The following is a 12,377-nucleotide window of genomic DNA, read 5'->3' on the forward strand; positions in this document are numbered from 1 at the left end:
CAATACCGATAAAAATGAACATCGAACATCTTGTTGGAAATACTCCTTTAGTTGAAATAAGACATCTCAATAAAAATAAAAATGTTAAAGTTTATTGTAAGCTTGAGGGTCAGAATCCCGGTGGCTCTGTAAAAGATCGGGCTGCCTTCGGTATGATCTCTGAAGCACTTAAGCGTGGAGATATTAAGCCAGGAGATAAATTGGTCGAGGCAACTTCAGGTAACACTGGAATCGCTCTGGCTATGATCGCAACGTTGAAGGGTTTGAATTTGACCTTGATCATGCCTGATAACAGCACTGAAGAGCGAGTTAAAACGATGAAAGCTTATGGTGCCGAAGTTATCCTAACTCCTGCTGAAAAGACTATAGAATATTCCAGAACTCTTGCTGAAGAAATGGCTGAAAAGGAAGGGTATTATATTCTAAACCAGTTTGGAAATCCGGATAATTATAAAATGCACCAGCGTACTACCGGTCCTGAGATCTGGCGTGATACTTACGGTAAGATAACTCACTTTGTGTCTGCAATGGGTACCACTGGTACAATTATGGGGGTATCAAGATATTTAAAGGAGGTTAATCCCGAGGTGCAAATTGTTGGAACCCAACCAAAAGATGGCTCTAGTATCCCCGGAATCCGGCGTTGGTCTCCGGAATTTTTACCAAAAATTTATGATGCTAACCGAGTTGACAGAATCATTGATGTAAGCCAGGAAGAAGCTACTCAAATGACAAGACTTATGGCTCAGAAAGAAGGGATTCTTGCCGGAATGAGTAGTGGTGGTGCACTACATGCCGCACTGAAACTTGCAGAAGAGTTAGATGAAGGGGTGATCGTATGTATTACTTGTGACCGTGGTGATCGATATTTGAGCTCTGAATTGTTTGAATAAAATATAAAAGCCTCTATTGAGGCTTTTTTTAATCTTCTAATATTCCACTAAACCAGGAATAGACTATAGTTAAAATCAATAATGCTGAAATTGATTTACCAGCTTCACCGTTTAATACAAATGCATTAATAACCTCGAAAGCCCCTAAGCCTATAAAAGCTAAAACGATACCAATATTTATTATTGATTTGATTGTGTTGCTGATGGTGTCAATTTTATAAATAGGAATAGTTGCCAGCATTATTGAAAATCCTAAAACTAAAAAAGAAGTGTCTATAGTGAAACCCGCAGTCAAACTTACTATTGCTATTAAATAGAGACCAGCATTGATAATAGCTGAAACATATGTTTTCTTCTCAAGCAGGTTTCTGGCATATTTATCTATTAGTAAAATCACATCTGAAACGGGTCCAATAAACCATGTGCTAAATATTAAAACCAAATAAAATGGAATTAATACAGGAACTACCTGAACAATTACAACTAATCCAATTAGAAATGCAATTCGCACACCTTTTGATAATGTCGATAGCCATATTTGGTATTTCAGAATCCATCTATATAAGAAATTCGATGACTTTACAGCCTCAAGCATTCCGCTTTTCGCTACTTCACTAGTTGGATCTATCATTAAAGCAGTGGCATAATGTTCCTTTGCTTTTTTATAGTTTCCTTTGGCTAGTTCCTGATAACCTGCATTTACATGGGCGAAATCATTTTCAGGATTTTGTTCTAGAAGTCCATCGATATGATTTTTAGCAATATCTTTCTTTCCGGTAATGTTATATATTAGAGCTAATAAATTACGGCATTCTTCATTTTCAGCATCAAGTTCAAGCCCTTTTAAAGCGGATTTTTCTGCTTCTTTATACTTCTTTTGCTTAAATAATATAGCAGTAAGAAGGCTGAAATAATGTGAGTGAGGGAATTGTTGAATTGATTCTCTAATATAATGCTCAGCCTCGCTAAAATCAGACTGATTGTATTTTATTTGAGCCTTTATGAACAGGAAGTAATCCTCTTCAGGGTTTTCTGATATTGCTTTATTGATTAAATCAATTGCTCCCTTATAATTTTCTTTATTGTTATATATTCTGGCCTTAAGAGCATATAAATATGGATCGTCAGAACCTTCATGGAATGCCTGTTCAATTTTATTGAGTGCATGATCATATTTTTCATTAATAATTAGCGTCTCAATGGTATCAAGGGTGTCGTTATAATACATAGTTTAAAAAATGTTATAGGTTGAGATATTCTTTTACATCATCATATAATCCTGATGCATTCGAATATAAAACATAATTTTTAGCTGTAGCTAACCATTCTGCTGTTGAAGGACGGACTTTCTTAATTGACTGCAATAAATCATTTGTGGTAATTTTTTCTATCTTTCCACTACGCATTGAAACTCTAAGTTTCTCTTCAATAGCAATATCTAAAACTGCCTGAATATCTGCACCACTAAATTTGTCAGTTTTTTTAGCCAGTTTTTCATAGTCAAGTGCTTCCACAGGCTTTTCAGCAGTCATTATCTTAAAAATCTCTATTCTTGCCGCTAAGTCAGGTGGTGGAATAAAGATCACTCTGTCAAATCTTCCTGGTCTTAAAAACGCTGAGTCCATATGCCAAGGTGCATTTGTTGCTCCTAATACCAATAGCCCTTCGTTATCTGTATCAACGCCATCAAGCTCCTTTAAGAATTGGTTGATGACATTTCTTCCGGCAGAATTTTTAAGGTCGTTCCGTTTACTTCCAAGAGCGTCAATCTCATCGATAAACATCACACATGGATTATGTTTTCGGCATATTTCAAACCTCTGGTGCAGGTTTTTTTCACTATTGCCAATGTACATATCCATGATGTCGTCGAGATCAATATTCATAAACTTGGAATCAATCTCACCAGCAGTGGCTCTGGCTAAAAAAGTCTTACCACAACCCGGAGGTCCATACATCAGGATTCCCCCTCCTGCTTTTTTACCAAAAGCTTTAAACAGATCAGGGTTTTGTAATGGCTGGATTATCTTAATGCTAATCTCATCTTTAACATTTTGCATTCCTCCAACTTTTGAGAAATTGGAATCAGGTTTTTCAAGGAATGCATCGAAAGATGAACCATCATGCTCAGGTTCTTCAACTGTGATTTTCAATTGTGATTCAATAACTTCATCTCTATAATCAGGAAGCTTTAATTGGAAAGCTTGATACTGATCAACAGCATCTCCAATTTGCCCGTTATTGATTAACAATTGTAGATAGACCTCTATAAGGTCAGTGTTAAGTTCATTTTCGAGAAGCTCTTCACAAATTAATATACCGGGATAGTTATTCTCCAAATTCAAATAGCATTTTGCTAAAAGCAGTTTGGTGTCGAATTCGTCAACTTGTGAGAGTATGATTTTAAGATGCTCTTTTGCATTTTCATAATCTTTCAAGCCAAAATACCCATTTGCGATTTGCTTTCTTAATATCACATTATCGGGAGAAACTTTTAGAGCTTCTTCTAATGCATTGACTGTGTCCTTATTCACTTCGTTGAAAGAAAAAAATGTTATTAAAATATTCCGGTATTGTATAAGTTGCTGTCGAGATTAGATAATATCTTAAGATTTCTTAACCATCATTCCACCAGCGATCAACGCAACCACTGCTCCTCCAAACATCATATATGCTGTAGTTGTTCCTTCTTTGTTTGAAGATGAAATTTCAAGGTCTCCAATAGAAAGTGATCCGGTAGATTCTTCATATTTATTGTAACCAGTATATAAAAGGACTAATCCAATTACGATAAGCACTACTCCGATAATTTTTTTCATATCTTTATTTTTAAAATTTGATCTTCAATAGAAAGTCAAAACTAACTAAGTATTTATTTATCTCAAATTAAAATTTTACCAGAAATATAACAAATGGGGTTTCACCACGAAAAGTACTATTACCTGATTACATTACAATATCTTGGATTCCGTTATCATGGCTGGGCCAGGCAACCAGGTGTTAAAACTGTTCAGGAGCAGGTAGAAAAAACTCTGAATTTTATCTTTCCGGATGTGAAATTTAAAGTCCTTGCCGCGGGAAGAACGGATTCTATGGTGTCAGCAACTGGTGCAGCTTTTGAACTTTTTATAAATGAAAAACTTAATATTGATCAATTCTTGAGTGATTTCAATATCAATTTACCGCCTGATATTCGAGCAATTGATGTTAAACCAGTATCACCTAAGTTTAATGTTATCCATCATGCTGAAGAAAAGGAGTATCACTATTTATTTTGTACTGGAGTGAAACCTCACCCCTTCTCAGCGGCTCATATGGCCTATTTTCCTGAATTAAAAAATGTTGAATTGATGAAAGAAGCAGCTCAATTTTTTAAAGGAGAACATGATTTCATGAATTTCTGTCATAGTTCAGTGGCACAAGGTGATACAGTTCGGAAAATTGATGAAATCATTCTTGAAGATAATACCGTTTATACTGCTAATTTCTTTCCGGAGCAATCATGGATTATCAAAATCAGGGGAAAAGGGTTTATGAGATACCAGATTAGAATGATGGTTGGAGCGCTTGCTTTACTTGGTATGGAAAAGATTAGCCTTGATGAATTTAAAGGATACCTTGATTTAACTGAAACTAATCATAAAAGGTATGTTGCTCCTTCATCAGGATTGAATTTATATGAAATATCATTTGATCAGGAAAAGTTAAATTAGTTCTAGATTTTGAAACTATTAGCGCTTATTCCATGTTGATTTAAGTAACTTAAATTATCACTCTAAACACTACAACAAATGAAATTTATCAATTTAGCTAACAATGATAAAATGCCAATCGTAGGTCTGGGAACCTGGAAATCAGCTCCGGGTGAAGTTTACGATGCTGTTGTGTCAGCGGTAAAAATGGGTTACAGGCATATTGATTGTGCGGCGATTTATCAAAATGAAAAGGAGATTGGTAATGCCTTCAAATATTTATTTGATAATGGAATAGTAAAACGAGAGGATCTTTGGATAACGAGTAAACTCTGGAATAATGCTCATAAAAAAGATAATGTAATTCCTGCTCTTAAACAAACTCTTGCTGATCTTCAATTAGATTATTTGGATCTCTACTTGATTCATTGGCCAGTTGTTTTGAAAGATGGAATTGTCTTTCCGGAGAAAGGCGATGATTTTGCTTCCTTAAATGAGGTGCCTTTGACTGAAACCTGGAATGGTATGGAACTGGCATTGGAAAGTGGTTTAACAAAACACATTGGCGTTTCTAATTTTAATTCGACTAAGCTTAAGGAGGTCTTATCTGTTGCAAAACATAAACCTGAAATGAATCAAGTGGAACTTCATCCCCTTTTACCTCAGAATGAACTGATTTCTTTCTGCAAAGAAAATGATATTAATATGACAGCCTATTCTCCTTTAGGATCAAGAGATCGTGCTGTTCAGATGAAGAAAGATGATGAGCCAAATATGTTTCAGCACCCTGTTTTAAAAGAGGTTGCGGAGGAATTGGGAATACCTGTGCCTCAATTAATGATTGCCTGGGCTGTAAACAGGGGGACTGTTGTTATTCCAAAATCAACTAACCCTGAGCATATGAAAACTAACCTTGAAGCTGCCGATATTCAAATCTCTGAAGAGTTGATGAATAAAATTAATTCAATTGGTGATAGCTATAGATATGTTGACGGATCCTTCTGGACCATGGAGGGAAGTCCTTATGAAATGACAGACCTTTGGGAAATGGTTTGAATTAAATAATGTAAATATTAATTTAACCCGGAATCTAAGTTCCGGGTTTTAATTTTTTAATATGAAAACAAAAGAATGTCCTTCTTGTGCAATGGATATTGATGAAAAGGCTGATATCTGCCCGATTTGCAAATATGAATTTCCAAAGCAATCCCCAATAATCAAATATGTGGCAATAGTACTTGCCATTTTGCTTATTCTGATGTGGGTTATATTCTAGACTGCTTCTGTCCTTAATACCTCCAATGGAGAACTCTTTGTAGCACTTCTTGAATTTAATACACCAATCAGGATTATTAAACTTGAAATAATCAGGAAAACCAGAATTATTGGTAAAACTGAAATATTGAAATCTGTTTCAAAACTGAAATATGATAATAACCATGTCGCAAGAATAGCAATTAATACTCCTGTAAATGCAGACAGACTTCCCAGGATCAAGTACTCAGTAAATACTATTCCCCTGACTTGTTTTTTGTTTGCCCCGATCGTTCTTAAAAGCACATTTTCTCTGAGTCGCTGATCTTTTGATGATCTGATTGAAGAATAAAGTACCATAACACCTGTCAAAATACACAGCCAGGCCATAAAATATACTATATATGATATTTTGTCTACTATATTTTCAAGAGTGTTAATAATCAGATTAAGATCGATAATTGAAATATTTGGAAACGTTTTGGATACCATGTTCCTGAAGTTTGCTGTTTCTTCAGGAGTTTCTGCTCGTGTTAATAAAACATGGAATTTTGGAGCATTTTCTAATACTCCCTCAGGAAATACAACCAGAAAGTTTGTTTGCATTCTCTGCCAGTCGACCTTTCTTAAACTTCCAACTACAGTCTCCACATAAGCACCTTGAACGTTGAAAGTAAGTTTGTCTCCTACCTCGACTTTCATGTCTTCAGCTATTCGTTCATCAAGAGAAATTTTAACAGGATCACCTTTTTTAACTATTCCTGTAAACTCACCTTCAACAACTTCCTCGCTATTTATCAAATGGTCACGGTAAGTCACTCTGTACTCCCTGTTTAATACCCAGTCCTTTATTCCAGAAGCTGTGTCCTTTTCGATATCGACTATTGGTCTGTCTTTTATGCTATGTAACTTTATTGTAACGATAGGAACCGAATTAATTATCGGAAGACCATTTTCTTTGGTCATTGTTTCCAAAGAGTCTAATTGACTGGTTTGAATGTCAATAGCTACAATACTTGGACGTTCACCACTTGTTGCTCCGTTAACTTTACTGATCAGCAAGTCCTGGGTTAAATATATAGTGCAAAGTAATGCTGTTCCTAAGCCTGCAGACATGATTAAAGCAGTAGTCTGATTATTTGGTCTGAATAAATTTGCAAGTCCTTGACGCCAGATGAAAGATGATCTTTTTGGGAAGAATCTTTTAATCAGGAAAATAATGCCTTGAGCCACCAACCATAAAATCCCAAATGAAATCATAATAGCCATGGTGAAAATAATAGCTCTTACGGCTGATCCCATTTGATAAAATGTAAAAAGGAATACAAATAATATTAGTAAAAAATATAATAAATAATGGATTTTAGGAATTTTCGTTGGTTGAATAAACGAACGTATCGCTTGTAATGGTGAAACGTGTTTAGACTTTATTAATGGAATCATTGCAAATAATAATGTCACAATTACCCCGGTTGCTATTCCCGCAAATATTGAAGGAATATGAATTTCCATAGCAATATCTATCGGGATGAAGTCCTTTATAATCAATGGTAAAAAGGATTGCAGAAGTACTCCCAGTAATGTGCCAACCAAAGAACCAATAAATGCAACAGAGAGGATCTGGATCAAATAAATTTGCATTGTAGTTCTACCTGTAGCTCCTAAGCATCTCAATATTGCAGTTTGATTATTCTTCTCTTTCAGATATGAATGAATTGAAGAACCAACACCCAGGCACCCTAAAAGTAGTGCAATGAAAGCTGTCAGGTTAAGAAATCCCCCTAAGTCATTAAACGCTTCGCCCAGTTCTTGCTTTCTCTCTTCCACATCATCATAACCTACGTCGAGCTTATCTAGTCTGGGCTTAATTAAATCAGTAAAAAGATTGTAGTCAAAACCCTTTGGATATTTTAAGTATACTTTATATGTGATCCTAGAACCAAACTTTATTAAGCCGGTACTTTCTAATTCTGACATTGGAATATAAACAGGTGGAGCTATGGAACTCTGGAAATCAGATTGCCCCGGAACCTTAGTAATGGCTGCCGAGATTTTAAATTCCCTGCTACCTACTCTTACCATATCTCCAGGTTGAGCTTTAAACTGTTTCATTAAAGATTGTTCAGCTAAAGCAGTTTTTTCTGAATTATAAGATCTACCCATACCCATTGGAGAAGTTTCTATTTCTCCATAAAAGGGAAAAGTATTTTCAACCGCCCTGATATTAACTAGTCTTGAGTCTCCGGTTTTTGGAAAGTATGCCATGGAAGCAAACCTTATTTCCTCACTTATTTCCATACCCAGAGAATCAGCAAGATGAAATACATCTTCCGGGACTTTACTATTTCGAGATGTTACTTCAATGTCAGCACCCAGCATAGCTTTGGCCTCATCGTTTACCTGCTTTTGTAATGATGCACTAAAAGAGTTAATTGCCACAAGCGCTGCAATGCCCAGAATAATACCATTTACAATAAGAATTAACTTACCAATTGACCTTTTTCCATCTCTGTAGGCCATTAGCACTTTCCATTTTAATGACTTGTTACCTGGTTTGATCATGCTATCTGAGTCATTTTATCTGATACAATGCTACCGCCTTTCATTTCAAGAATTCTATCGGCTTTGTTTGCTAATGTTTGATCATGAGTAACAGTTACGAGAGTTGTTCCCTGTTCGGTATTCATCTGAAAGATCAGATCTTCAATTTTCTTACCGGTTTCAATATCAAGATTACCAGTTGGCTCATCAGCAAATAATATTTTAGGTTCGTTAGAAAAAGCTCTGGCAATAGCTACACGCTGTTGCTCACCACCCGAAAGCTGAGAAGGATAATGAGATGCACGATCTGCCAGCCCTACCCTGTCAAGCCATTCCATAGCAGTTTCAAGGGCATGTTTTTTTCCTAATAACTCTAAAGGAATGGCCACATTTTCTAGTGCAGTTATTGATTGTATAAGGTTAAAGCTTTGAAATACGAAACCTACCTCTCTATTACGAAGTTCAGCTCGTTGATCTTCTGTCATTTCATTTATTATATAGCCATCGAGCTCGATAATACCTTCAGTAACAGAATCGAGTCCTGCACATAGACCCAAAAGTGTTGTTTTACCACTACCACTTGGACCAATAATAGCACAGCTACTACCCTTTTTAATTGTGAAATTTATATCGTGAAGGATAGTCAGGGCATGATCTCCTGAATTATACACTTTCTTCAGCTTTTGAACTCTTAATATATCAGTCATGTGCGATAATCTACGATTTATATTAACTTGATAATCTAAATATATCAATCATACTTTTAACCACTTATTAATATTAGTTGTTTGGAGAATATAGTTCATAAATGGTATTCAGGAGTTATGAATAAACTCATGATAATAATATTGATTGGATTTATAACCGGATGTGCCGGTGAAAGTTCAAATCAAAAACAAGGCAAAAATTCTGAGGAAGAGAAAAGTGAATCCGAAGTAATGGAAAAGGATAAAAAATTAAGTTCAATTCTTTTTTTTGGAAATAGTTTAACTGCCGGGCTTGGCGTAGGTTCCGATGAATCTTTTCCATCTGTTACTGGTAAATTATTAGATTCATTAGGTTATAAATATGCTATAATTAATGCCGGAATCAGTGGAGAAACTACTGCTTCTGGTCTTTCGAGAATAGAATGGGTATTAGATAACTCTCATTTTGATATTTTCGTACTTGAATTAGGTGCAAATGATGGTTTAAGAGGTATTCCGGTAAATGAAACTTATCGAAACCTGACAGAGATAATCAGAAAGGTGAAGTCTTCAGCTCCTCATGCTAAGATTTTACTAACCGGTATGATGGTTCCTCCAAATATGGGGCCTGAATACAGTGCTGCTTTTCGAAGTGTTTTTGGAAGAGTGTCAGAAGAACAAAATGTCACTTTACTTCCATTTTTATTAGAAAATGTAGCTGGAATAGATAGCCTTAATCAGGAAGATGGAATTCATCCTAATGTGAAAGGCCATCGTATTACTGCAGAGAACGTAACAAGGATTCTTACTGAAAAAGTTCTTTGACTCCCTGGTCCTTAATCCCATTACCAACATGAAAAATTTACAATATTCAATTATATCAGCTTTTACTGATAATAAAGATTATAAAGGAAATACAACCGCAGTGGTTCATGTAACAGTACCACTCAAAAGTGAAGAGATGCAGGAATATGCTCGGATATTAAACCAGCCTGCGACAACCTTTATCTATCATGATGAATTTAACGAAGAGTATCATCTGAGATGGTTTGCTCCTGATGCTGAAATTGATTTGTGTGGACATGGCTCGTTTGGTGCCATTCCTTTTTTATTGGATGAACCAGGAAAAGTTGAGTTAAATTTTGCTGGAGGAATTATTAATGGTGAAAAGTATTTAAATAACGAATGCTCAATTGATCTCGATACAATTGAATCTGAGCGTGATCAACCTCCAAAGGGATTGGAAGATGCTCTAGGTGTTAAAATTGAAAGTTATTTTAAAACTAACAACAAGCATATCGTTGTTTTAGAATCAGAACGAAAGGTTGCAAAGATGAAGCCTGATTTTGAACAACTCAAAAAAATTAAGGTTTTCGGTTATGCTGTTACTGCACCCGGAGACGAAGTAGATTTTGTCAGTAGAACAATAGTGCCTCATGTCCAGGCATTAGAAGATCAGGCCACTGGGTCCTCACATGCAGCCTTATTTCCATTCTGGGCTAAAAACTTAAAGAAAGAGTCATTAACAGCTATTCAAGTTAGTCAAAGAGGTGGTTTTTTTAAGGGTGAAGTTAATGATGGCCGGGTTCTTATCAGATCTGGTTATAGATTATATTCTGAAGGGAACCTTAAAGAATTATAGTTTTGATTCTTTGTTGATTTTATTCTGAAGAAATAACCTGATTATTGTTATGACTAACAATGCCCATGGAGCACCATGCAATACCAGATCAAACCAATCTATTAGTTGCATACCAACTGCCCCTCCGGCAATCCATTTCAATTTTCCAATAATATGAGGTTCAGACGAAAAAGGAGCCAGGCCTAATGTCAGCGAAAGAACGATTGGTATAAATAGTGATTTTAATTTATTTGTGTCCATGGTATTGATAAGGTTTGTTTTGATTAAAATGATAGTTTAGAATTATATTGAAATTCGTCATGTTGACCCTGTTTATTTCATATGCTAATTCAGTATTATTTGAAGCATCAAACTTTCTTGTTAATAATAATCTTGTTTCCATTCCTTCAAGAAAGCCTGTGAAATGGTATTGGAAATCAATTACCCCTTGATAAAATGAAGGTAAACCATACCTGTTTTTTGTAGCGTCTGACGGAGAAGGAATATCAAAATATCCTGCACTGGTACGAAGATTAATTTTGTGAGATATTTTAAACTCTGAAGCTATATAATAAACATTTGCATCAGCAATTCCCTCAAGTCTCTCTCTGGGCATGGTAGTATACATTTTCTCTTTGCCGTATTCTCTTGGAATCAGGTATTGCCCTTTATTACCAATTCTTGAGTATGCTATTTTTATAATTCCATTAGTAAGTTTATACCCAGCCATTGTTGAGATATATGATGCTGAGTGGTCATGCTCATGATAAAATTCTTCGAAAGATTTGCTTTGAACGCTTTTTTGATGAAAAAGCTGTAACCCTAGTTTGAATTGCTTGTTATCATATTCAGAAATAAACAATGAGTTATTGATTAAATTTTCAAAATAAAAATCCCACAGTTCAGCCCTGAAACTGTTGTGCTTAATTCCAATTTTACCATAAATAACCCCCTTAGAATCAGGTCTTAAACCTTCATTTTCTTCATGAGAATTTTTGTTGTATAGCCCTATTGTTTCGGTAGTTTTATACCATTCTACCGTAGACCGTGGTGAGAATCGATAAATATAACCACCCTCCCAATTAATAGATTTATCAGGATTATAATATTCATATACTATTCCCTCAAAAAGGTTTGGACGCATTCGACTGTCCTGTGCATTCAAAATAGGAGTTTCCAGAAACTGCTTTCCAAATGTTATTTCATGATGATTATTTGAATAGGTAATATAAAGTTCCTCAAGTCTGTCTAGATCGTGTTTATTATCTCTATGTTCAATATCAAATAGTCCTATTTCATACCTGTTGTATATACCAGTTAGAGGATCTGGGGTATTTAAATTTGATGAAGTGATATTATGAATAATAAAACCACTTATTACTGCTTTTACACCTTTAAAGCTGGCAGTCTCATAACCTACTCCTAGCCCTGTACCTAATGCATGATAATCAGATAGCTCGCCATTATTATTGGTATGCATAAAATAGGTGCGAAAATGACCCTTGATTTTTCCTTTTGAAAAATAGTCACTAAGTGATTTTAGTTCCTCATCTTTTTGATTGATGGTGTCAGATTCATGTTGTCCGTAAATAATGAAGGGTAATAACAAAAAGATTAAGAATGCTGATCTCATCGCATTTTTTTTATTGCAATGATCACCCTTTAATCATTTTATTTCTGTGCGTTTAGT

Annotated in this window: 13 protein-coding genes; 6 read left to right on the plus strand and 7 right to left on the minus strand. The window is 35.2% G+C overall.

From position 1 onward, the window contains the following. The first annotated feature begins 14 nt into the window (after positions 1-14). The gene (gene cysM / locus HH304_RS07035) at positions 15-893 is read left to right on the plus strand and encodes a cysteine synthase CysM (protein ID WP_169679530.1); all 879 of its coding nucleotides are present in this window, start codon (positions 15-17) and stop codon (positions 891-893) included. Positions 894-921: 28 nt separating this feature from the next. On the opposite strand, the gene HH304_RS07040 is transcribed toward cysM, so the two are convergent. From HH304_RS07040 to HH304_RS07050, 3 genes are all read right to left on the minus strand, one after another. Beyond that, positions 922-2,121 carry a tetratricopeptide repeat protein gene (locus tag HH304_RS07040; RefSeq protein WP_169679532.1) on the minus strand — a complete coding sequence of 400 codons (1,200 nt, stop codon included), beginning with the start codon at positions 2,119-2,121 and terminating at the stop codon, positions 922-924. Between the two features lie 13 nt (positions 2,122-2,134). Continuing rightward, positions 2,135-3,427, minus strand: coding sequence for an AAA family ATPase (locus HH304_RS21390; RefSeq protein WP_169679534.1), 1,293 nt, complete (start codon positions 3,425-3,427; stop codon positions 2,135-2,137). Positions 3,428-3,499: 72 nt separating this feature from the next. Beyond that, entirely contained in the window at positions 3,500-3,712 is a 213-nt protein-coding gene (locus HH304_RS07050) for a DUF3185 family protein (protein ID WP_169679536.1), read from the minus strand. A gap of 93 nt (positions 3,713-3,805) precedes the next feature. Between HH304_RS07050 and truA the strand changes: the two genes are divergently transcribed. The 3 genes from truA to HH304_RS21215 all read left to right on the plus strand — a co-directional run bounded on the left by truA (position 3,806) and on the right by HH304_RS21215 (position 5,861). Then, positions 3,806-4,606 carry a tRNA pseudouridine(38-40) synthase TruA gene (gene truA, locus HH304_RS07055; RefSeq protein ID WP_169679538.1) on the plus strand — a complete coding sequence of 267 codons (801 nt, stop codon included), beginning with the start codon at positions 3,806-3,808 and terminating at the stop codon, positions 4,604-4,606. A gap of 78 nt (positions 4,607-4,684) precedes the next feature. Beyond that, positions 4,685-5,641: an aldo/keto reductase gene (locus HH304_RS07060; protein WP_169679540.1), complete on the plus strand. Its 957-nt coding sequence runs from the start codon at positions 4,685-4,687 to the stop codon at positions 5,639-5,641. A gap of 61 nt (positions 5,642-5,702) precedes the next feature. Further along, positions 5,703-5,861: a hypothetical protein gene (locus HH304_RS21215; RefSeq protein ID WP_271711536.1), complete on the plus strand. Its 159-nt coding sequence runs from the start codon at positions 5,703-5,705 to the stop codon at positions 5,859-5,861. On the opposite strand, the gene HH304_RS07065 is transcribed toward HH304_RS21215, so the two are convergent. Further along, positions 5,858-8,401 (minus strand): ABC transporter permease, encoded by a 2,544-nt coding sequence (locus HH304_RS07065; RefSeq protein WP_169679542.1) that lies wholly within the window; start codon positions 8,399-8,401, stop codon positions 5,858-5,860. The genes HH304_RS21215 and HH304_RS07065 overlap by 4 nt on opposite strands. Continuing rightward, the gene (locus tag HH304_RS07070) at positions 8,398-9,087 is read right to left on the minus strand and encodes an ABC transporter ATP-binding protein (protein ID WP_169679544.1); all 690 of its coding nucleotides are present in this window, start codon (positions 9,085-9,087) and stop codon (positions 8,398-8,400) included. The genes HH304_RS07065 and HH304_RS07070 overlap by 4 nt, the downstream gene beginning before the upstream one ends. A 129-nt stretch (positions 9,088-9,216) precedes the next feature. Here HH304_RS07070 and HH304_RS07075 point away from each other — a divergent pair, with 129 nt between their 5' ends. Both HH304_RS07075 and HH304_RS07080 read left to right on the plus strand, forming a co-directional pair. Then, a complete protein-coding gene (locus HH304_RS07075; RefSeq protein WP_169679545.1) occupies positions 9,217-9,891 on the plus strand; it encodes an arylesterase in 675 nt (224 codons plus the stop codon). 28 nt (positions 9,892-9,919) lie between these two features. After that, entirely contained in the window at positions 9,920-10,708 is a 789-nt protein-coding gene (locus tag HH304_RS07080; protein ID WP_169679547.1) for a PhzF family phenazine biosynthesis protein, read from the plus strand. Here the strand turns inward: HH304_RS07080 and HH304_RS07085 are convergent. Together HH304_RS07085 and HH304_RS07090 are read right to left on the minus strand one after the other, a co-directional pair. Next, complete coding sequence (locus HH304_RS07085; protein WP_169679549.1) at positions 10,703-10,948, minus strand: hypothetical protein; 246 nt, start codon at positions 10,946-10,948, stop codon at positions 10,703-10,705. The two genes, HH304_RS07080 and HH304_RS07085, sit on opposite strands and share 6 nt — an antisense overlap. Beyond that, positions 10,935-12,320, minus strand: coding sequence for a hypothetical protein (locus tag HH304_RS07090; protein WP_169679551.1), 1,386 nt, complete (start codon positions 12,318-12,320; stop codon positions 10,935-10,937). Before HH304_RS07090 ends, HH304_RS07085 begins: the two co-directional genes overlap by 14 nt. Between the last annotated feature and the right edge of the window lie 57 nt (positions 12,321-12,377).

The sequence above is a fragment of the Marinigracilibium pacificum genome (assembly GCF_012926615.1).
Classification (GTDB): Bacteria; Bacteroidota; Bacteroidia; order Cytophagales; family Cyclobacteriaceae; genus Mangrovivirga; species Mangrovivirga pacifica.